General features: G+C 66.5%; 21 protein-coding genes, 1 tRNA gene and 1 riboswitch. Of the genes, 8 read left to right on the plus strand and 14 right to left on the minus strand.

The annotated features are described in order from the left end of the window. Nucleotides 1-3: 3 nt before the first annotated feature. The 6 genes from AC0IZS_RS16315 to AC0IZS_RS16340 form a co-directional block, all read right to left on the minus strand. Nucleotides 4-324 (minus strand): hypothetical protein, encoded by a 321-nt coding sequence (locus AC0IZS_RS16315; protein WP_471636555.1) that lies wholly within the window; start codon nucleotides 322-324, stop codon nucleotides 4-6. Between the two features lie 113 nt (nucleotides 325-437). Beyond that, nucleotides 438-1,718 carry a TRAP transporter large permease subunit gene (locus AC0IZS_RS16320; protein ID WP_471636556.1) on the minus strand — a complete coding sequence of 427 codons (1,281 nt, stop codon included), beginning with the start codon at nucleotides 1,716-1,718 and terminating at the stop codon, nucleotides 438-440. Further along, nucleotides 1,715-2,299, minus strand: a complete 585-nt coding sequence (locus AC0IZS_RS16325; RefSeq protein ID WP_471636557.1) for a TRAP transporter small permease — start codon at nucleotides 2,297-2,299, stop codon at nucleotides 1,715-1,717. Before AC0IZS_RS16325 ends, AC0IZS_RS16320 begins: the two co-directional genes overlap by 4 nt. 38 nt (nucleotides 2,300-2,337) lie before the next feature. Continuing rightward, nucleotides 2,338-3,552: a fumarylacetoacetate hydrolase family protein gene (locus tag AC0IZS_RS16330; RefSeq protein ID WP_471636558.1), complete on the minus strand. Its 1,215-nt coding sequence runs from the start codon at nucleotides 3,550-3,552 to the stop codon at nucleotides 2,338-2,340. A gap of 51 nt (nucleotides 3,553-3,603) precedes the next feature. Further along, on the minus strand, nucleotides 3,604-5,385 hold the full coding sequence (locus AC0IZS_RS16335) for an IlvD/Edd family dehydratase (RefSeq protein ID WP_471636559.1): 1,782 nt from the start codon (nucleotides 5,383-5,385) through the stop codon (nucleotides 3,604-3,606). Between the two features lie 68 nt (nucleotides 5,386-5,453). After that, nucleotides 5,454-6,464 (minus strand): TRAP transporter substrate-binding protein, encoded by a 1,011-nt coding sequence (locus AC0IZS_RS16340; RefSeq protein ID WP_471636560.1) that lies wholly within the window; start codon nucleotides 6,462-6,464, stop codon nucleotides 5,454-5,456. Between the two features lie 147 nt (nucleotides 6,465-6,611). Between AC0IZS_RS16340 and AC0IZS_RS16345 the strand changes: the two genes are divergently transcribed. The 3 genes from AC0IZS_RS16345 to AC0IZS_RS16355 all read left to right on the plus strand — a co-directional run bounded on the left by AC0IZS_RS16345 (nucleotide 6,612) and on the right by AC0IZS_RS16355 (nucleotide 9,198). Next, nucleotides 6,612-7,589: a LysR family transcriptional regulator gene (locus tag AC0IZS_RS16345; RefSeq protein WP_471636561.1), complete on the plus strand. Its 978-nt coding sequence runs from the start codon at nucleotides 6,612-6,614 to the stop codon at nucleotides 7,587-7,589. Nucleotides 7,590-7,745: 156 nt separating this feature from the next. Next, nucleotides 7,746-8,231 carry a hypothetical protein gene (locus AC0IZS_RS16350; RefSeq protein WP_471636562.1) on the plus strand — a complete coding sequence of 162 codons (486 nt, stop codon included), beginning with the start codon at nucleotides 7,746-7,748 and terminating at the stop codon, nucleotides 8,229-8,231. A gap of 85 nt (nucleotides 8,232-8,316) precedes the next feature. Then, a riboswitch (FMN riboswitch) is annotated at nucleotides 8,317-8,515 on the plus strand. Between the two features lie 185 nt (nucleotides 8,516-8,700). Next, nucleotides 8,701-9,198, plus strand: a complete 498-nt coding sequence (locus AC0IZS_RS16355; protein ID WP_471636563.1) for a 6,7-dimethyl-8-ribityllumazine synthase — start codon at nucleotides 8,701-8,703, stop codon at nucleotides 9,196-9,198. Between the two features lie 88 nt (nucleotides 9,199-9,286). Here the strand turns inward: AC0IZS_RS16355 and AC0IZS_RS16360 are convergent, their stop codons facing one another. From AC0IZS_RS16360 to AC0IZS_RS16370, 3 genes are all read right to left on the minus strand, one after another. After that, nucleotides 9,287-10,876: a methyl-accepting chemotaxis protein gene (locus AC0IZS_RS16360; protein ID WP_471636564.1), complete on the minus strand. Its 1,590-nt coding sequence runs from the start codon at nucleotides 10,874-10,876 to the stop codon at nucleotides 9,287-9,289. A 193-nt stretch (nucleotides 10,877-11,069) separates the two neighbouring features. Next, nucleotides 11,070-12,323, minus strand: coding sequence for a CaiB/BaiF CoA transferase family protein (locus AC0IZS_RS16365; RefSeq protein ID WP_471636565.1), 1,254 nt, complete (start codon nucleotides 12,321-12,323; stop codon nucleotides 11,070-11,072). A 102-nt stretch (nucleotides 12,324-12,425) separates the two neighbouring features. Continuing rightward, entirely contained in the window at nucleotides 12,426-13,625 is a 1,200-nt protein-coding gene (locus tag AC0IZS_RS16370) for an acyl-CoA dehydrogenase (RefSeq protein WP_007855513.1), read from the minus strand. Between the two features lie 209 nt (nucleotides 13,626-13,834). Between AC0IZS_RS16370 and AC0IZS_RS16375 the strand changes: the two genes are divergently transcribed. From AC0IZS_RS16375 to AC0IZS_RS16385, 3 genes are all read left to right on the plus strand, one after another. Beyond that, on the plus strand, nucleotides 13,835-14,764 hold the full coding sequence (locus AC0IZS_RS16375; protein ID WP_471636566.1) for a LysR family transcriptional regulator: 930 nt from the start codon (nucleotides 13,835-13,837) through the stop codon (nucleotides 14,762-14,764). A 222-nt stretch (nucleotides 14,765-14,986) separates the two neighbouring features. Continuing rightward, entirely contained in the window at nucleotides 14,987-15,220 is a 234-nt protein-coding gene (locus tag AC0IZS_RS16380) for a hypothetical protein (protein ID WP_007855510.1), read from the plus strand. 102 nt (nucleotides 15,221-15,322) lie between these two features. Continuing rightward, the gene (locus AC0IZS_RS16385) at nucleotides 15,323-15,529 is read left to right on the plus strand and encodes a hypothetical protein (RefSeq protein ID WP_471636567.1); all 207 of its coding nucleotides are present in this window, start codon (nucleotides 15,323-15,325) and stop codon (nucleotides 15,527-15,529) included. Nucleotides 15,530-15,538: 9 nt separating this feature from the next. Here AC0IZS_RS16385 and AC0IZS_RS16390 read toward each other — a convergent pair whose 3' ends face one another. The 3 genes from AC0IZS_RS16390 to pcaC form a co-directional block, all read right to left on the minus strand. After that, nucleotides 15,539-16,507 carry a tripartite tricarboxylate transporter substrate-binding protein gene (locus tag AC0IZS_RS16390; protein ID WP_471636568.1) on the minus strand — a complete coding sequence of 323 codons (969 nt, stop codon included), beginning with the start codon at nucleotides 16,505-16,507 and terminating at the stop codon, nucleotides 15,539-15,541. A gap of 116 nt (nucleotides 16,508-16,623) precedes the next feature. After that, on the minus strand, nucleotides 16,624-17,487 hold the full coding sequence (locus tag AC0IZS_RS16395) for an NAD(P)-dependent oxidoreductase (protein WP_471636569.1): 864 nt from the start codon (nucleotides 17,485-17,487) through the stop codon (nucleotides 16,624-16,626). A 14-nt stretch (nucleotides 17,488-17,501) separates the two neighbouring features. Continuing rightward, nucleotides 17,502-17,900 carry a 4-carboxymuconolactone decarboxylase gene (pcaC, locus tag AC0IZS_RS16400; RefSeq protein ID WP_471636570.1) on the minus strand — a complete coding sequence of 133 codons (399 nt, stop codon included), beginning with the start codon at nucleotides 17,898-17,900 and terminating at the stop codon, nucleotides 17,502-17,504. Nucleotides 17,901-18,081: 181 nt separating this feature from the next. Between pcaC and AC0IZS_RS16405 the strand changes: the two genes are divergently transcribed. Further along, nucleotides 18,082-18,747, plus strand: coding sequence for a GntR family transcriptional regulator (locus tag AC0IZS_RS16405; RefSeq protein ID WP_471636571.1), 666 nt, complete (start codon nucleotides 18,082-18,084; stop codon nucleotides 18,745-18,747). A gap of 33 nt (nucleotides 18,748-18,780) precedes the next feature. Here AC0IZS_RS16405 and AC0IZS_RS16410 read toward each other — a convergent pair whose 3' ends face one another. Together AC0IZS_RS16410 and AC0IZS_RS16415 are read right to left on the minus strand one after the other, a co-directional pair. Further along, nucleotides 18,781-19,005 (minus strand): hypothetical protein, encoded by a 225-nt coding sequence (locus AC0IZS_RS16410; protein ID WP_471636572.1) that lies wholly within the window; start codon nucleotides 19,003-19,005, stop codon nucleotides 18,781-18,783. Between the two features lie 130 nt (nucleotides 19,006-19,135). Then, nucleotides 19,136-19,220: transfer RNA gene (locus AC0IZS_RS16415), tRNA-Leu, on the minus strand. A gap of 41 nt (nucleotides 19,221-19,261) precedes the next feature. Between AC0IZS_RS16415 and cysM the strand changes: the two genes are divergently transcribed. Next, nucleotides 19,262-20,164 carry a cysteine synthase CysM gene (cysM, locus tag AC0IZS_RS16420; protein ID WP_471636573.1) on the plus strand — a complete coding sequence of 301 codons (903 nt, stop codon included), beginning with the start codon at nucleotides 19,262-19,264 and terminating at the stop codon, nucleotides 20,162-20,164. The last annotated feature ends 120 nt before the right edge of the window (nucleotides 20,165-20,284 follow it).

The raw sequence follows: 20,284 nt of genomic DNA on the forward strand, positions 1-20,284 counted from the left end.
AGCCTACCGGCTGGCGCGTTGATGGCGCTCCTTGAGCTTCGCCACCTCCTTCACCTGCAGACGGAAGGCCTCCACGGCGTCCCTGGATTCCGCGTCCCAGGACTCGGTCTTCATGTGCTGCAGCACGGCCAGAAGCGCGTCGCTCAACTGCCCGATCTGGCGGCCATAGCTGCCCACGTCCTCGATGATCTTCTGCTCCAGCGCGGGGTCCGAGGATTTGCCCATGTTGATGTTGATCAGGCCCACCTGGCCCACCGTCATCTTCGTCCAGTACTGGAAAGCCTGGTTCACGGGGCCGGACAAGGGCATGTAGAAATCGGGCATGGCGCATATCTCCAGGTGGGTTGGCTGCGGCAGAAGAAGGGATTGCACGCCAAAAGCCGCGCCCGATCCAGAAAATTCTGGCAATCTCCTGCCCCGGAGCACGCGCCTGCGGGTCAGCCCGTGAGCCAGCGCAGCGGCGCCAGCACCGTTTGCGGAAACAGCACCATGATGAACAGCACGGCGAACTGGGCGGCCATGAAGGGCAGCACGCCCCGGGTCACCTCGTCCATCTTCATGCGCCCCACGCCCGCCACCACGTTCAGGATGGTGCCCACCGGCGGGGTGACCAGGCCGATCGAGTTGTTGATGATGAACAGCACGCCGAAGTACACCGGGTCGATCCCGGCCGCCTTGACCACGGGCATCAGCACCGGGGTCAGGATCAGGATGGTGGGTGTCATGTCCATCGCGGTACCCACCAGCATCACCAGCACCATGATCGCGATCAGCAGCAGGGTCTGGTTGCCCATCAAGGGCTTGAGCAACTCGACCATCTGGGCCGGCAGATTGGCCACCGTGATCAGCCACGACGACACCATGGCCGCGGCCACGAGGAACATCACCACGGCGGTGGTCTTGGCGGCGGTGGTGAAGATTGGCAGCAGGGCGGACAGTGGCAGCTCGCGGTAGATCACGCTGGCCACGAACAGCGAGTACACGGCCGCCACCACGGCGGCCTCGGTCGGGGTGAACACGCCCATGCGCAGGCCCACCAGGATGAACACCGGCAGCGTCAGGGCCCAGACCGATTCGCGTGCGGCGCGCCACAGCTCGGCGGTGCTCTTTTTCTCGGGCAGGGCCAGCACCTCCTTGCGCCCCACCCACCACCAGGTGGCCGCCAGGCCCAGGCCGATCATGATGCCCGGAAAGATGCCGGCGATGAACAGCTTGCTGATGGAGACGTTGGCCGCCACGCCGAAGATCACGAAGCCGATGCTCGGCGGGATGATGGGCCCGATGACGCCCGAGGCCGCGATCAGCCCGCCCGACACCTCCTTCTTGTGCCCGGCCTTGACCATCATGGGCAGCAGCAGCGCCGTCAAGGCCGCAGCGTCGGCCACGGCCGAGCCCGACAGCGATGACAGCAGGCATGCCGCCAGGATCACCACATACCCGAGGCCGCCCTTGACGTGTCCGACCAGTGCCAGCGCGAAGTTCACGATGCGCTGCGACAGGCCGCCCACGTTCATGATCTCGCCCGCCAGCATGAAGAAGGGCACGGCCAACAGCGGAAAGCTGTCCGCACCGTTGATGAAGTTTTGCGCCAGGATCTGGGAGTCGAACAGATCGAGGTGCCACATCAGGCCGACGCCTGAGGCCAGCAGCGCATAGGCGATGGGGATGCCCAGGGCCATGGCGCCGAGCAGGCCGCCGAGAAAAATCAGCACGGTCATGGTCTTGTCTCCGGTTTTCCGGGGGCTGCGTTCTCGCGTGCGAGTTCGGCCTGCAGGGCCTCCAGCTCTGCCTGCTCTTCGGACTCCTTGACCATCACCAGCTCGGCCTCGCTGAGCTTGCCGGCCAGCACGCGCAGCAACTGCAGCGCCAGCAGAAAGCCTGCGCACACCGAGAACACCACGCCCGATGCGTAGAAGAAGGCCATCGAGGCCCCGGTGACCGGCGCCTCCACATCCCAGTTGATCTTCATCTGCTTGTAGCTGCCCTCGAAGAACAGCCAGGTGATGTAGAGCATCAGCACCTGCCCGATCACCATGCAGACCTTCTTGCCCTTCACGGGCAGCCGGGACACCAGCATGTCCGTGCCCAGATGGGCGTTCTCCTTGATGGCGGCCACCGCACCCAGGAAGGTGATCCAGATGAAGAGCCAGCGCGAAAGCTCTTCGCTGACCGTGATGCCGGAGTTGAAAACGTAGCGCAGCACCACGTTGCCAAAGACCAGCACCACCATGGCGGCCAGCGCCAGCGCGATGAGCAGGTTGATGGCGCGGACGTAGCGGTCGATGAAAGTATCGAGCATGTATTGATTGCCTCCTGGATGGCTGAACTACCGCTTCTTCAGAGCACCGTGCCTTGCAGCAGGCCGCGCGCGGCCAGGTTGGCGATGAAGGCCCTGAGGCCGAAGCGCCAGGGCGGTGCCGTCTCGCTGTGCGTCACGGTGTTGTGCAGGGCACCGAGCCAGGCGCTGTGGATGGTGACCACATCGCCCAGCTTGTGGGTGAAGCCGCCGCCGGGCTGGTCGCGGTCCTCGATGGGAGCGAACAGGGTGCCCAGGAACAGCATGAAGCCATCGGGGTACTGGTGCGCGGCCAGGGTCTGGGCCACCAGGTCGGCCGGGTCGCGGCTGATGCTGGCCATGGTGTTGATGCCGCGCAACTCATAGCCGTCTGCACCCGCCACGCGCAGGTGCACGGTCTCGCTGCGCACCTGGTCCAGGCCGAAGCTGGCATCGAACAGGCGGATGAAGGGGCCGATGGCGCAAGAGGCGTTGTTGTCCTTGGCCTTGCCCAGCAGCAGCGCGCTGCGGCCTTCGATGTCGCGCAGGTTGACGTCGTTGCCCAGGGTGGCGCCGACGATGTCGCCGCGGCTGTTCACCGCCAGCACCACCTCGGGCTCGGGGTTGTTCCAGGCCGAGTCGGCGCGGATGCCGATGTCCTCGCCCGTGCCCACCGAGGCCAGCACCGGGGCCTTGGTGAACACCTCGGCATCGGGGCCGATGCCCACTTCGAGGTACTGCGACCACAGGCCCTTGTGCTGCAGCAAGGCCTTCAGGGCCATGGCCTGCTCCGAGCCCGGGCGGATGTCGGCCAGGCTGTCGCCGATCAGCCCAATAACCTGGCTGCGCAGGCCCTGGGCGCGGCTGGCGTCGCCCCGTGCCTGCTCTTCGATCACCCGTTCGATCAGGCTCGCCGCGAAGGTCACGCCAGCGGCCTTGACCACCTGCAGGTCGCAGGGCGCCAGCAGCCAGGGGCGTGCCGTGTCGCGCATGCCGGGCTGGCTGTTGGCCAGCAGTTCGAGCACGCTACACAGGTAGCGGCCCGGGGCCGCCTGCGCGGCCTCGGCGGGCCGGGGCGTGTCCAGCAGGGTGCTCATGGTCGGGTAGTGCTGGCTCAGGTCGTAGACGCCATCGGCGCGCAGCGCCACCACGGCGGGCCCGGGCGGGCTGCCATCGACCCAGGCGCGGCCTACCAGGGTGCCGGCCAGGCCGTCTTCGGGCAGGATATGGGCGTGCGTCGCCGCACCGGCCACGGTGGCCGCTGTTGTGTCACTCATCGGGAAGTCCTTGAAAGTTCGAGGTCGGTGCCAACCCGCCCCGGGGGCCGGTCAGTGGTTGTGGCGCGGTGTCGTTTCTGAGATGCGGCGATAGTCGAGGGCAAAGTCGAGCGTCGCGCCATCGGCCAGTTGCCCGGTCTTCTCGCGGTACAGCGCTTCCCAGGGCGACTGGCTTTTGGGCACCGGGGGCGCTGGCAGCTCGCGGCGGCGCCGTGCGATCTCTTCGGGCGCCACCAGCGCATCGCAGCGGCCGGCCGCAAGGTCGATGCGGATGGTGTCGCCGCTCTGCAGCCAGCACAGGCCGCCGCCCACCGCGCTTTCGGGCGAGACGTTGAGGATCGAGGGGCTGTCGGCCGTGCCTGACTGGCGGCCATCCCCCAGGGTGGGCAAGGTGGTGATGCCGCGGCGGATCAGGGCGTCGGGCGGCTGCATGTTGACCACCTCGGCCGAGCCCGGCCAGCCGATGGGGCCGGCACCGCGCATCACCAGGATGCAGCCTTCGTCGATCTCCAGCGCCGTATCGTTGATGCGCGCGTGGTAATCGTCGGCACCATCGAACACGACCGCGCGCGCCTCGAAGATGCCTTCTGCCCCGGGCCGGCTCAGGTAGCGCTGGCGAAACGCCTCGGAGATCACCGAGGTCTTCATGATCCCGAAGTCGAACAGATTGCCCTGGAGCACGAGGAAGCCGGCCTTGTGCATCAAGGGCGCTTCAAAGGGGAAGATCACTTCGCGGTCGCGGGTCTCGCGGCCCTGCAGATTGTCGGCCACGGTCTTACCGGTCACGCTCAGGCAGTCGCCCCGCAGGCGCCCGGCCTGGTGCAGCTCCCACATCAGGGCTGGAACACCTCCGGCGCGGAAGAAGCGCTCGCCCAGGAACTTGCCCGCCGGCTGCATATTGAGCAGCAGGGGCAGGTCGTAGGCGTGGGTGGTCCAGTCCTCCGGGCGCAGGTCGACGCCGGCATGCCGCGCCATCGCCATGATGTGTACCTGCGCATTGCTCGATCCGCCGGCCACGCTGACCACCGACAGGGCATTGAGAAAGCTGTCGCGGTCCAGGATGCGCGAGGGCCGCAGGTCCTCGAAGGCCATCTCGACGATGCGCCGCCCGGTCTCGTAGGCCATCTGGCCGCGTTCGCGGTAGGGCGCGGGGATGGCGGCACAGCCCGGCAGCGACAGGCCCAGGGCCTCGGCCACCGCGTTCATGGTGGAGGCCGTGCCCATGGTGTTGCAGTGGCCAGCCGACGGGGCACTGCTGCAGGCGCGCTGCAGAAATTCCTCTTCGCCGATCTCACCCGCCGCCAGCTGGCGCCGGCTGCGCCAGATCACGGTGCCCGAGCCCACCAGCTCGCCGTCGTGCCAGCCGTCCAGCATGGGGCCACCCGACAGCACGATGGCCGGTATGTCCACGGTGGAGGCCGCCATGATGCCTGCCGGCGTGGTCTTGTCGCAGCCCGTGGTCAGCACCACGGCATCGATGGGGTAGCCGTACAAAATCTCCACCAGGCCCAGGTAGGCCAGGTTGCGGTCCAGCGCGGCCGTGGGGCGGCGGCAGTTCTCGAAGATCGGGTGCACCGGGAACTCCATCGGAATCCCGCCGGCATCGCGGATGCCATCGCGCACGCGCCGCGCCAGGTCCACATGGATGCGGTTGCAGGGCGACAGGTCGCTGCCGGTCTGCGCAATGCCGATGATGGGCCGGCCCGAGCGCAGTTCCTCGGGCGTGAGCCCGTAGTTCATGAAGCGTTCGAGGTAGAGCGCGGTCATGTCCGAGCGCTCGGGGTCGGCGAACCATTCGCGCGAGCGAAACGGGCGGACGGGTTTCTTGTCCATGGCGTGGCTTCTGAAAATGGGGAGAAAGGCTGTCGCGCTGGCGCGGGCCAGAGCCCGCGCCGGCCGTATCACTTGGCGGTGCCGCGTACCTTGGCCAGTTCGGCGTTCAGCTCGCCGGTGGTCTCTTCCCCGAATTCCTTGCCGTACTTGGCCAGCACCGGCTGCAGCTTGGCGCGCATGCGGGCCTGCTCGGCCGGAGCCAGCTCGGTCACCTGCATGCCCACCTTCTTGAGCTCGCCCAGGGCCGTCTCGCTGAAGGCGCGGATGGTCTTGCGCTCGAACAGCGTGGCCTCGCGGGCCGCCTCCTGCACGATCTTCTGCTCCTGGGCCGAGAGGCCATCCCAGGCCTTCTTGGACATCAGCAGCACCCAGGCGCTGTACATGTGGCGCGACAGCACCAGGTGCTTTTGCACCTCGTAGAACTTGCTCGACAGGATGGTGGCGGGCGGGTTCTCCTGGCCGTCCACGGCAGCCTGCTCCATCGCCGAGTACAGCTCGGTGAAGGGCATGGGCGTGGCGTTGGCCCCGAGGGCGTTGAAGGTGTCCAGGAACAGGGGGCTCTGGATCACGCGCAGCTTCAGGCCGGCCAGGTCATCCGCCTTGGTGATCGGGCGGCGCGAATTGGTGACGTGGCGAAACCCGTTCTCCCAGAAGCCCAGGCCCACCAGGCCTTTTTCTGGCAGCTTGGCCAGCAGCTTCTGGCCGAAGGGGCCATCGAGCACGGCATCGGCCTCCTGCTCGGTGTTGAAGGTCAGGGGCAGGTTCAGCACACCGAAGGGTTTGATCAGCGACATCAGGGTCGAGCTGTCGGGAATCGTCATCTCCAGGGTGCCGCCGCGCAGCGCCGAGGTCATGGTCACGTCGTTGCCCAGCGACCCGCTCGCATACAGCCTGGCCACCAGCTTGCCACCACTCTTGGCCGACAACTGCTCGGCAAAGTGCTTGACGGCCAGCGCCTGCGGGTGGTCATCGTTCAGGCCGATGCCCACCTTGAACACGTGTTCCTTGATCTGTGCAGAAACCGGAGTGGCCAGGACGGCCAGGATCGTGGCCGCCAGGGCCAGTGCTTTGAACTTCATGAATGTCTCCAAATATGGAATGGCTGGACACGGTGGGCTGCCCCATCGGCGCCCTCAGGTCTCTGGCGGACCCTCCTGAACGCAAGGCAGAGATTAGGTTTTGGGCCTTGCCGGGTCCACTCACTTTTTTGCTAGCATCCATTCCAAATGCTTATGACTTCAGGCCCGTTTCCGGGCAAGCCCCTGTCGCTGGCCCAGGCCTGCGCGAGGCTGCGTTTCCGGCACCTGCAGTTTCTGGACATCCTGGGCCAGACGCGCAACCTGCGCCTGACGGCCGAGCAGATGCACATCACGCAGCCGGCGGCCACCAAGATCCTGATGGACATCGAAGAGATCCTCGAATCGCGCCTGTTCGAGCGCCTCTCGCGCGGCATGCGGCCCAATGAGCTGGGTCTGTTCACCTTGCGCTATGCCGCCTCCTCGCTGGCCGGGCACCGCAAATTCGTCGAAGAATTCAATGCGCTCAAGCAAGGCGGGCACGGCCACCTCACCATAGGCGCCATCACAGGGTCCGCTGCGCACGTGCTGATCGCCTCCGTGGCCGAGATACAGCGGCTGCGCCCGTTGCTGGTGCTCAAGGTGCTGGAGCAGAGCAGCGACCAGCTCATCGCCTGGCTGGCGGAGCGCAAGATCGACCTCATGATCGGGCGCTTCACCGACGACTCGCAACGAACGCAGTTCCAGTACGAGCGCCTGTCCAGCGAGCCGCTGCAGGTGGTTGCGGGCGTACACCACCCGCTGCGCGGCGTTCGCGACCTGGGCATGGCGGAGCTGTCCCACTGGCCCTGGATCCTGTACCCCGCATCCACCGCCTTGCGCAAGGTGTCCGACGACATCTTCGGGCGCAACGGGCTGGCACTCGCTTCGGGGGTGGTCGAGACTCCTTCCTTCCTTTTCGCGCTGGAAATGATGCAGGCGACCGACATGCTTTCGTTGCAGCCCTCGGCGCTGGTGGAGCGCTACATCCACAAGGGGCTGCTGGCGCGCATTCCGGTGGAATTGCCGGACCGCATGCCGGACTATGGCCTCATCACGCGGCTGGGCGAGCTGCCCACACCGGCCGCGCAGGCCTTCATCGAGGTACTGCGCGAAGCTGCGGCCCCGTCCATCGACGCCGCGCCGTGATCCGACCGCAGCCGCCCCTCCTTCTCCGGTAACAAGCGCTTGTTGGAAAATGGAGGCAATTCCCCCGCGGACAGCCCGCATGTACAGGGGTGCCGGCGCGCAGGCCGTTATGCTCTGCGCCCTTTCTTTCTCTCTCTGAATCCCTGCGGGACCCCCATGCCAGATCACCCGGACATCCCCGAACCCATCAACGAACCGCGCCTGTGGAGCGACGAGCGCTGGATGGCGCGCGTCATCAAGAACGAGGACGACGATGGCTGGGCCGTGTCCATGACCCTGCACGGAGAGGCCGAGCCCGCGCTGGTGGGCCCCTGGACCATGGGGCGCGACAAGAAGAACCCCAAGCCGCTCGATGTCTCGGCCTTCAACACCCTGGTGAAGACCGCCAGCGAGGTGCTGCGCCGGCATGAACAGCAATTGCACGCCCAGCTCAACAAGAACCTGGCCATCACCACCGCCCAGGGCCAGCGCCTGCGTGTGGCGCTGGCCATCGTGCCCGACGAGGAGGGCGCCACGGCCACGCTGAGCGCGCAGGACGAGCTGGGCGAGGAACTGGCGCGCGTGCCCGTGTCGCCAAGCTTCAAGCTCACCGTGGCCAGCGCCACGGCCTGGGTCGAGGGCGGGTTCGAAAAGCCGCGCTGACCATGTTGCTGGTCTTGCAGGCGACTGCACGATCTCAGGGTTTGCCCTAGAATAATTCCGCCGGGCTCGAATTCTTTCCGTCCGGCAGCGTTCTCAGGGCGGGGTGCAATTCCCCACCGGCGGTATCTGTGCTGTCTTCGGTCATCGAAGGTGCGTGCAGGAGCCCGCGAGCGCCCGCAGCGGCTGGCTGGTGGACCTTGGGGTCCACGCCTGGTGCAGCGGGGTCAGCAGATCTGGTGCGATGCCAGAGCCGACGGTCACAGTCCGGATGAAAGAGATCGCGAAGCCATGGGCCCTGCCGCCGGTGTGGGCGCCCGCGTGGATGCATTGCCGCTTCGGTGCGGCCGGCCTTCGGGCCGGCAGGCGCTGGGGATGGAGGCCCGCGCGTGCGCAGCGCTGTGTGCAGCCGCCTTGTTCGTTCGCGCGCGCCCTGATTCTGGTAATCCTTTTCTTTCGTACGAGAAAATCCATGAATCAGCCTCTCCCTCCCCAAGCAGTCACGGCCATTGCCGGCAGCGGCGCCCCGCGCGGTGAACGCGTTGCGGTGATCTGCGCCAGCTGGCACCGGGACATCGTCCACCAGGCCCGCGATGCGGCCGTGGCGGAATTCGGCCGCAATGGCCTGGCGGCCGACCAGGTCGAGCATTTCGACGTGCCCGGCGCATTCGAGATTCCGCTGTTGGCCAAGAAGCTTGCGCAAACCGGGCGCTACGACGCCATCGTGGCCTGCGCCCTGGTGGTCAATGGCGGCATCTACCGCCACGAGTTCGTGACCACGGCCGTCATCGACGGCCTGATGCGCGTGCAGCTCGATACCGAGGTGCCGGTGATGAGTGCCGTGCTCACCCCGCGCGACTTCCATGAGCACGAAGAGCATGTGCGCTTCTTCCGCGAGCACTTCGTGAAGAAGGGCACGGAAGTGGCCCAGGCCTGCCTGGCCACCATGGCGCACCTGCGCGCCTACTGACAACAGGCGGAAGATAACCGGCGACAACCGGCGACAACCGGCGATAGCGGGCGCGCAGCCCCCTCGAAGGGCTGCCGCCTCGCGTTCTCTATGCCGCTGCGAGCCGGGGTACCCGCCCTGCGCTGGCGGCGGGGCGGGCGACCTGGTCGCCGCCTTGCAGCCGGAACACGGCCACCGCGTCCACCAGTTGCTGCGCCTGCACCTTCAGGCTGTCGGCGGCCGCCGCGCTTTCTTCCACCAGGGCCGCGTTCTGCTGCGTGGCCTGGTCCATCTGCGTGATGGCCTCGCCCACCTGCGATACGCCCAGGCTCTGCTCGTTGCTGGCCGCGCTGATCTCGCCCACGATGTCCGTCACGCGGCGGATCGAGGCCACCACCTCGGTCATGGTGGCGCCGGCCTTGTCGACCAGGGTCGTGCCCAGCTCCACGCGCTCCACACTGGCGTGGATCAGGCTCTTGATCTCTTTTGCCGCCTCGGCACTGCGGCCCGCCAGGCTGCGCACCTCGCTGGCCACCACGGCAAAGCCGCGGCCTTGCTCGCCGGCCCGGGCGGCTTCCACCGCCGCGTTGAGCGCCAGGATGTTGGTCTGGAACGCAATGCCGTCGATCACGCTGATGATGTCGGCGATCTTCTTGCTGCTGTCGTTGATGCCCTTCATGGTCTTGACCACCTCCGAGACCACATCGCCGCCCTGCACCGCCACGGTGGAGGCATTGAGCGCGAGCTGGTTGGCCTGGCGGGCATTGTCGGCATTGGCCTGCACGGTGGAGTTGAGTTCTTCCATCGAGGCCGAGGTCTCTTCGAGCGCACTGGCCTGCTGTTCGGTGCGGGCCGACAGATCGTTGTTGCCCTGCGCGATCTCGGCGCTGGCCAGGGCCACGCTGTCGGCGTTGGTGCGCACGTTGCTCACCACGTTCGACAGGCTGCCCTGCATGGCATGCAGGGCGTTGAGCAGTTGCGCGATCTCGTCCCGGCCACGCACCTCGGTGGCCACCGTGAGGTCGCCACTGGCCACGGCCTGCGACACCAGCACGGCATTGCCCAGCGGCTGCGTCACCGTGCGGCTGAACACGATGGCGCCGCCGATGCCCAGGGCGCACACCACCAGCATCACCACCAGGCTGATGGTGGTGGCGCGCGATGCGGTGGCAGCCGCGCGGTCGGCCACTTCACTGCTGGCCTTGCCGATCAGCTCGCCTGCCTGGTCGAGCAACTGGGAGGGCTCCCGGTCCATGCCCTGCACGGCCTTGTCGCCGGCTTCCACGTCCTGCCCGGCGGCCTTGAAGGCCTCGAAGCCCTTGCGGTAGGCCGCACCCATGCGCTCGTGCGCCTGCACGAACTTCGCCACATGCTCGCGGCCCTCGCCCGGGGGCAGGGCGGCCAGCAGCTTCTGCGCCTGGTCGCTGACCGACTTTTCCTGCTTTTCAAAGGCAGCCCAGTAGCGCGTGAGCTGGGCCGGGTCCTTGCCGCGGATCAGCACGTTCTTCCATTCCTGCACCTGCACCTTGAAGCCATTGAGCACATCCGACGCCATGCGTTCGTGCTGGAAGCTTTGCGCCACGGTGGTTTCGTAGGTGCCCAGGGCCTGGTTCAGGCGGCTGATGCCGAACATGGCGGCTGCAAACAGCAGCAACAACGATGCGGTAAAGGCCAGGGGGAGCTTGAGGCTGAGCTTCATGACGGGACTCCTTGGATTCCACAAATCACTGCAGCCATGGCAGTCGGCATGCCAAGGCATTCCACTGCATTATGGGCCGTTGTAAATGTTTGTGTCCGGCTTTTTTGCCGCCCGGCCGGTGCGCGGCAAATCCCCTCCACAACGAAAAAGGCCTGGCTTGCAAGGCCAAGCCTGGAGGAAGGGCGCGCTGGTGTTACAAAACCCCGGCAGCCCGGAGTTGGGCAATGCGCTCCGCGCCCAGCCCCAGCTCGGACAGCACCTCGTCGGTGTGCTGCCCCAGCGCCGGCGGCGCATTGCGCAGCGTGGGCGGGTTGGCCGACAGGCGCAGCGGGCTGGCCACGCCGGTGATGTGGGCCACGCCGTCGCCGGCCTCGCCGTCCTTCCAGCGCGGCAGGGCCACGGCCAGGCCGCGCGCCTTCACCTGGGCGTCGTCAAAGGCCTGGGCGATGGTGTTGATCGGGCCGCAGGGCACGGCCTTGTCTTCGAGCAGGGCGATCCAGTCGGCCGTGGTGCGCGTGCGCGTCAGCGCCTCCATGGCCGGGATCAGTTCAGTGCGGTGCTTCACGCGCAGCGTGTTGCTGGCAAAGCGCTCGTCGCTGGCCCACTGGGGCTGGCCGGCGGCGGCGCAAAAGCGCGCAAACTGGCCGTCGTTGCCGATGGCCAGCAGCATCGCGCCGTCCTGCGTGGGGAAGTCCTGGTAGGGCGCCAGGCTCGGGTGGCTGTTGCCCTGGCGCGTGGGCGCATTGCCCGTGGCCAGAAAGCCGGCGGCCTGGTTGGCCAGAATGGCCATGCCCACGTCCAGCAGCGACATGTCGATGTGCTGGCCCTCGCCCGTGCGCTGGCGCACGTTGAGCGCGGCGACGATGGCCGTGCTGGCGTACACGCCGGTGAACAGGTCGGTCAGCGCCACGCCCACGCGCAGCGGGCCGCCGCCGGGCTCGCCGTCGGCCCGGCCGGTGATGCTCATCATGCCGGTCATGGCCTGGATCATGAGGTCGTAGCCTGCGCGCTCTGCGTAGGGCCCGTCCTGCCCGAAACCGGTGACCGAGCAGTAGATCAGCCGCGGGTTCAGCGCGCGCAGGCTGGCATGGTCCAGGCCGTACTGTTTAAGGCCGCCGACCTTGAAGTTCTCGACCACGATGTCGCTTTGCAGCGCCATGTCCCGGATGAGTTGCTGCCCCTCGGGCGTGGCCATGTCGATGGTGACCGAGCGCTTGTTGCGGTTGCAGGCCGTGAAGTAGCTGGCCTGCGTGGTGTCGTTGCCCTCGGCGTCTTTCAGAAACGGAGGGCCCCAGTGGCGCGTGTCGTCGCCCGCGCCGGGGCGCTCCACCTTCACCACGTCGGCCCCCAGGTCCGCCAGGATCTGCGTGCACCACGGGCCCGCCAGCACGCGCGAGAGGTCCAGGACTTTGATGCCATCGAGGGCGCCGACAGAAGGTGTGGTCATAGGATCAAGAACCGCAAATCATGAAAGGACAGACGGCCGCCGCACCATGCATGGGGCAGCGGCCGCAAAAGGGCGGGGCGCGCTGGCGCGCCCTTGTTGGGCTTAGTTGCTGAACGCAGCAATACCCGTTTGCGCGCGGCCCAGGATCAAGGCATGCACATCGTGCGTGCCTTCATAGGTGTTCACCACTTCCAGGTTCACCAGGTGGCGGGCCACGCCGAACTCGTCGCTGATGCCGTTGCCGCCCATCATGTCGCGCGCCAGGCGGGCAATGTCCAGTGCCTTGCCGCAGCTGTTGCGCTTGATCAGGGAGGTGGCTTCCACCGCAGCGGTGCCTTCGTCCTTCATGCGGCCCAGGCGCAGGCAGGCCTGCAGGCCGATGGCGATCTCGGTCTGCATGTCGGCCAGCTTCTTCTGGATCAGCTGGTTGGCGGCCAGGGGGCGGCCAAACTGCTTGCGGTCCAGCGTGTACTGGCGCGAGGTGTGCCAGCAGAACTCGGCCGCGCCCAGCGCGCCCCAGGCAATGCCGTAGCGTGCGCTGTTCAGGCAGGTGAAGGGGCCCTTCAGGCCCTGCACTTCGGGGAAGGCGTTTTCTTCGGGCACGAACACATCGTCCATCACGATCTCGCCCGTCACGCTGGCGCGCAGGCCCACCTTGCCGTGGATGGCCGGGGCCGACAGGCCCTTCATGCCCTTCTCCAGCACGAAGCCGCGGATGGGGCCCACAGCGCCGCCTTCGGAGACTTCCTTGGCCCAGACCACGAACACGTCGGCCACGGGGCTGTTGGTGATCCACATCTTGCTGCCCTTGAGCTTGTAGCCGCCGTCCACCTTGTAGGCGCGCGTGGCCATGCTGCCGGGGTCGGAGCCGTGGTCGGGCTCGGTCAGGCCGAAGCAGCCGATCCACTCGCCGCTGGCCAGCTTGGGCAAATACTTCTGGCGCTGGGCTTCGGTGCCGAATTCATAGATCGGCACCATCACCAGCGAGCTCTGCACGCTGGCCATCGAGCGGTAGCCCGAATCCACACGCTCCACTTCGCGGGCGATCAGGCCGTAGGCCACATAGTTCAGGCCCGGGCCGCCGTATTGCTCGGGGATGGTGGGGCCCAGCAGGCCCACTTCGCCCATCTCGCGGAAGATCGTCGTGTCCATCTTCTCGTGGCGGAAGGCCTCGAGCACGCGCGGTGCCAGCTTGTCCTGGCAGTAGGCGGCTGCGGCATCGCGCACCATGCGCTCGTCGTCGCTCAGTTGCTGGTCGAGAAGAAAGGGGTCATCCCAATGGAAGGCGGCGTTTTTGGCCATGGTGCGTGTCTCCGTGAAGAAGCAGATGAAAGACAGGGGGCACGGTACGGGGCCGTGCTGCGAATGGGTGCCATCGTAGGCCTGCCCCGGCCTGGCAGCAAGCGAGTTCTTTTCATCCAGAAATGCGTTTTTGGAATGTATGAAATACTAGCAGCCCAATTTGAGCCAAGGGTTGGCAGGCTCAACGTGTTTTCAAGTTCCTGTTCAGCATGCGCCGCAACATTCCCTCTACCCAGGCCCTGGCCTGCTTCGAAGTCGCCGCCCGGCACGAGAGCTACACCCGTGCCGCACAGGAGCTGTCGCTCACGCAGAGCGCCGTGTCGCGCCAGATCCAGGCACTGGAGGAATTCCTGGGCGTGGCGCTGTTCCGGCGCACACGCCATGGCGTGGTGCTCACGCCGGCCGGCGCGCACTATGGCCGCCAGGTCGCGCGCTGGTTGCAGGGGCTGGAGCGCGACACGCTCGATGTGATGGCCCACCAGGGCCAGGGCGGCACGCTGTCGCTGGCGGCGGTGCCCACCTTTGCCACGCGCTGGCTGATACCGCGCCTGCCGCAACTGGCCCAGCTGCACCCCGACATCGTGGTGCACATCGAGACGCAGACCCGGCCTTTTTTGTTTGCCGACGCCCCCTTCGATGCCGCCCTGTACGCCGGCACGGCCGAGCAGGTGGCCAACTGGCCGGGTATCACCGCGCAGTTGCTCATGACCGAGGACGTGGTGCCCGTGTGCAGCCCGCGCCTGCTGGAGGCCGCCGCCCAGCGCGGCCTGGGCCGCGCCTACCAGCCCGTGGCCCCCGCAGTGCTCACCGAGCTGCCCCTGCTGCAGCAGAGCACGCGCCCCTATGGCTGGCGCCAGTGGTTCGAGGCCATGGGCGTGGACGCACCCCATGCGCTCGACGGCCCGCGCTACGAGCTGTTCTCCATGCTCGCCGTGGCCGCCACCTGCGGCCTGGGCGTGGCACTGATCCCGCCCTTGCTCATCGAGGCGGAGCTGGCGCGCGGCGAACTGGTGGTCGCCTGCAACCAGCCGCTGCAGGGCGAGCGCGGCTACTACCTAGTGAGTCCTGCGCATGTGCAGTCGCCGGTTCTGACGGCGTTTTCGCAATGGCTCCAGGAGGCCGCTCGGGGCAGTGCCTGAGCAAGGGGCTCCCCCGCTTGCGCCCTGCGGCGGACAGGTCTACGCTGGTGGTGCGGGCAATGGTGGGGTGAGGGCCGCGTCCTCCCTGGTCCTACAGCCCGGTTGGAAAGATGGACGGAACGTATGCGCGGTGCGCGGGTCACACCCGTGTGTGGCTTGGGGGAGGCATCCCCAGGGCCATGCAGGCACCTCATACCTTCACTATTTCATCAAGGAGCCGTCATGACATTGAACGCGAACTACAGCCCCGTCTACCATGCCCCCCATTTCGAGCCCACGGTGGACGAACTCGCCGCCCTGAAGCACCTGGAGATGGAGAACATCAGCGTCACCTCGGCGCTCAAGGAGCATGTGTCCGGGCGTTTGTACGAGCACGGCTTCATTGCCAAGAATGCCCACGGCCAACTGACCATCACCGACACCGGCCGCCACCTGGTGCGCAGGCAGAACAACTGACTCGGAGCGCTCGCGGCCTGCCGCCTTGGGCAGGCCCTGCGCACTGCGCCTACACACCGGGGCAGCAGGTCATCGCACAATGGCAACCACAAGGAGGCCATGATGCAAGACCCGCAGGAAGAGAACGTTTTCGGTGAATACGACGGATCGACCTACTCGGCCACGCTGCGCGAGCAGGCGGGCCGGTACTACTGCAGCAACCTGGTGATCGATGGGCACAACACCCCCGTGACCAACGACGGCTGGTCCAGCCGCGAGGAGGCCATGCAGGCGCTGGACGAGATCGCGTCCGGGGCGCGCAAGCCCTGAGGGCCGCGTTTACTCGGCCTTGGTGCCGGCTGCCTTGATCACCGGGTCCCAGCGCTTGATCTCGGCGGCGGTCTGCTGGCGCAGGGCCTCGGGCTTGAGCCGGTCGCCCTGCGGAATGATGACGCCCATGTCGGTGAAGCGTTTCGCCAGGCCGGGATCGGCCAGGGCTGTGCGCACGGCTTTGTTCAGGCGCTCGATGACAGCGGTCGGCGTACCCCTGGGTGCATACACCCCATGCCACACCGCTAACTCGAAGCCCGGCAGGCCCGATTCCGCGAAGGTGGGTACTTCCGGCATAGTCGGGATGCGCTCTTTGGTCGCCATGGCGTAGGCCTTCAATGCCCCCGATTGGATGTGCGGGCCTGTGGCCACGGGCTGGTCGCAGATCACGTCGACATTGCCCGCCACCAGGTCCTGTAGGGCGGGGCCCGTGCCGCGGTAGGGCACCATGGTCACAGTGGTGCCGGCCGTCTGGTTGAACAACATCGCGCACAGGTGCGAGGTGGCGCCAATGCCTGCATGCGAGAACTTCACCCCGCCAGGATTCGTCTTCATGTGCTTGATGAGGTCGGCCACGCTCATGGGAGCAAAGCTTTTGTTGCGCACCAGGATCATGGGCACGTCGCCCGCCAGGGCAATGGGCTCCAGGTCCTTGTTCACGTCGAACGGCAGCTTGGCATACAGCGCGGGCGCCGTGGCGATGCCCATGTTGTGCAGCAGGATGGTGTGGCCGTCATTGGGCGCACGCACCACCTTGCTGGTGCCGATGGTGCCGCCGGCACCGCCCGCGCTGTCCACGATCACCGGCTGGCCCAGGTCGCGTGCCATGGCTTCGGCCAGCACGCGGGCCAGCACGTCGGTGGAGCCGCCCGCCGCGTATGGCACGACGATGGTCACCGGCTTGGTGGGAAAGGCGGCGGCTGCCGCCGAGGCCAGGGCCAGCGCGGTTGCGAGCAAAGTCTTGGTCAGATGGCGCATTGTCTTGTCTCCATGAAGGGTGATGGCGGCCAGGGCCTGGCCTGCCAGGCAGTGGCGCTTTTTTGTTTGCGTTCAGGCTTGCGGCAGGCGCCCGACGGGGGGCGCCCAGGCAGCAGTCAGGGCTTGCCGACGAACCGGTAGAGCTCGGTGTGGTCGGCCTTGGGGCCCAGCGCGCTAGACGCCTCGGCCGCCATGGCGCACACCTTCTGGGCCAGGTCCATTGGCAACTGCATGGAGCGGCCGAGACCCGCCGCGATGCCCACGTCCTTGGCCTGCAGGGCCAGCGAGAAGCCCGAGTTGAAGGCCTGGTTCAGCATGAACTGGTGGGCCTTGTTTTCGGTCGTATTGTTCTTGCCGGTCGACGCATTGATCACGTCCACGATGGTGGCCGCGTCGATGCCGAACGCCGCACCCACGTGGATGGCCTCGGCCGTGGCGATCAGCGCCGCAGCCGACACGTAGTTGTTCAGCGCCTTGAGTGCATGGCCCGCGCCCACTGGGCCCACATAGGTGATGGCCTTGCCCATCACTTCGAGCACCGGCTTTTGCCGCTCGAAGTCTGCAGGCTCGCCGCCCACCATGATGGCCAGTGTGCCGTTCACTGCCTTTTTCACGCCGCCAGAGACCGGTGCATCGATCAGCGCAATGCCCCTGCCGCGCAGCGCTGCCGCCAGTGCCCGCGTGCGGATCGGGTCGGCAGAACTCATCTCGATGACGCAGGCCCCCGCCGACAGATGCGGCGCCAGGTCGGACACCACCGCATCCACGATGTCGGAATTGGGCAGCATGGTGATGACCACGTCGCACCCTGCGTACGAGGCGTTGTCGGTGGCCACCACGGCGCCCGCATGCGACGCGACGAACTGCGCCCCGGCTTCGGCGTTGGCGTCCTTCACCACGAGCTGGTGGCCTGCGGCGTGCAGCAGGTGGGCCATGGGCTGGCCCATCATGCCCACGCCGATGAATGCAATGCGGCTCATCGTCGCGCTCCGGCTCAAAGGTCCATCTCTTTGAACACTTCGGCCGCCACGCGGAACGAATCAATCGCCGCCGGCACGCCGCAGTAGATGGCCGTCTGCAGGAACACCTCTTTCACCTCGTCCCGGGTCAGGCCGTTGTTGATGGCACCGCGCACATGCAGCTTGAGTTCATGCGGGCGGTTCAGCGCCGTGATCATCGCCAGGTTCAGGAACGAGCGCGTCCTGCGGTCCAGGCCTGGGCGGTTCCACACATCGCCCCAGCAGTATTGGGTGACCAGCTCCTGCATGTCGATGTTGAAGTCGGTGGCGTTCTTGATCGAGGCATCGACGTACTCGGCGCCCAGCACCTCGCGGCGGGTGGACAGGCCTTGGTCGAAGAGGGCGGGGTTCTTGGGGGCGTATGCGCGGGTCATGGAAGGCTCCTGGTTGCAAGGGAAAGACCGGGGTGAAAAGGGCGGGCGGCAGTACGGCACCGCGATGGATGGACTTTATTATGATTGTCAGACAATCATACATATGGAAAGCGCGGATTGACGGATGCGCCATATGTTTGTATGACAATATGTATGTATGAAAATCCAGTAGGATGGCGCCATGAACCAGATGCTGCGAGTCCCCCGCGAAGAGACCTCCCTGCGCCAGCGCGCCACGCACACGCTGCGCCAGGCCATCCTTGACGGCCACTTCACGCCTGGGCAAAAGCTCTCGGAGCGCGAGCTGTGCGAAAGCCTGGACGTGAGCCGCTCCTGCGTGCGCGAGTCCCTGCAGCACCTGCAGGCCGAGGGGCTGATCACCATCATTCCGCACCGCGGGCCCGAGGTCACCACGATTTCGCCCAAGGAAGTTCGCGACATCTACGAAGTGCGCGCCCACCTCGAAAGCCTGGCGGGCCGGGGATTTGCCCTGAATGCCTCCAAGGAGCAGGTGCGCGCCCTGCGCGCCAAGCTCACCGAGCTGTCACAGCCCGCGCTCACACAGGATCGGGCACTGATGCTCAACGTCAAGAACCAGTTCTACGACATCCTGATCGCAGGCTGCGGCAACCTGGTGGCCGGGCAACTGCTGCAGCAGCTCAACAACCGCGTGACCGTGCTGCGGCGCATCTCCATGGCGCAGCCCGGGCGCTTTCCGCACACGCTGGTGGAGCTGGATGCCATCGTGGCGGCCATTGAGCAGGGTGATGGGGAGATGGCCGCGCGCCTGTGCGAAGAGCATGTGCGCAAGGCGGCCGAGAATGTGCTGCAGAGCATGCAGGCGTAGCCAGCCCGCAGCGGGAGTTTTTCCCGAAGGGTTCTATTCCCTGGTGAACCGCAGCAGCAGTGCGCTGGTTGCAGGGGCAATCACCAGCTCACCCTCGAAGAAGCCGTAAAGACGGCCTTCGGGACCCGCAGAGTAAAGTTCATTGCCATCGATGCGGTAGAGCAGGTGGTCGCCATCGCGCACGTACTCGTCGCCATCGACCACGCCAACGTGTCGCCCGGACGCGTCGGTCACATTCCATCGGCCTGTGTCGAACATTGATTGACCTCCCGTTTGCCGGTTTCGCGGCGCCACAGCAGCATTCAAGTCAAGAAGGGGAACGTTGCGGGCACCCGCTTGATGCGGCAGGGTGCGGAACGTTCATCAAAAAACCATAGCAAGAAAGCCATGGTGCCCGGGGCCGGAATCGAACCGGCACGCCTTGCGGCGGGGGATTTTGAGTCCCCTGCGTCTACCAATTTCACCACCCGGGCAGGGAATTCGTGAAGACTCAAATTATGGCACAGTAGGGCGCATGAAATATCCGACGATTGAAGACGCGATTGGCAAGACGCCACTGGTGGCGCTGCAGCGCATTGGGGCGGCAGACAGCACCGCGCGGGGCAACGTGATCCTGGGCAAGCTCGAAGGCAACAACCCCGCGGGCTCGGTGAAAGACCGGCCGGCGCTGTCGATGATCCGCCGCGCCGAAGAGCGCGGCGACATCCGCCCGGGCGATACGCTGATCGAGGCGACCTCGGGCAATACCGGCATTGCGCTGGCCATGGCGGCGGCGATCAAGGGCTACCGCATGGTGCTGGTGATGCCCGAAGACCTGTCGGTCGAGCGCGCGCAGACCATGAAGGCTTTTGGCGCCGACCTGGTGCTCACGCCCAAGAGCGGCGGGATGGAGCATGCGCGCGATCTGGCCGAGGCCATGCAAAAGCGCGGCGAGGGCAAGGTGCTCGATCAATTCGCCAATGCCGACAACCCGCGCATCCACTACGAGACCACGGGCCCCGAGCTGTGGGAGCAGACCAGTGGGCGCATCACCCACTTCGTGAGCGCCATGGGCACCACGGGCACCATCACCGGCGTGTCGCGCTTCCTGAAGGAAAAGAATCCTGGCATCCAGATCATCGGTGCACAGCCGCAGGAGGGCTCGCGCATCCCCGGCATCCGCAAGTGGCCGCAGGAATACCTGCCCAAGATCTTCGACCCGCGCGCCGTGGACGAAACCGTGAACGTGAGCCAGGACGATGCCGAGGACATGGCCCGGCGCCTGGCGCGCGAGGAGGGCATCTTCGGCGGCATCTCGGCGGCCGGGGCCTGCTGGGCGGCGCTGCAGCTGTCGCAGCGCGTGAGCAACGCGACCATCGTCTTCGTGGTCTGCGATCGGGGTGACCGCTACCTTTCCACCGGGGTGTTCCCCGCCTGACAGCAGGGGTCGACCACCGCTGCTACGCTGTGGTGGCGTGGCCCGCTGGCTCCGCACGATGAACCAATCCATGCAACAGCCGGCCCCCATCCGGGAAGGCTGATGCTATAAAATCAAGAG

It is taken from the genome of Acidovorax sp. AC410 (assembly GCF_979253235.1).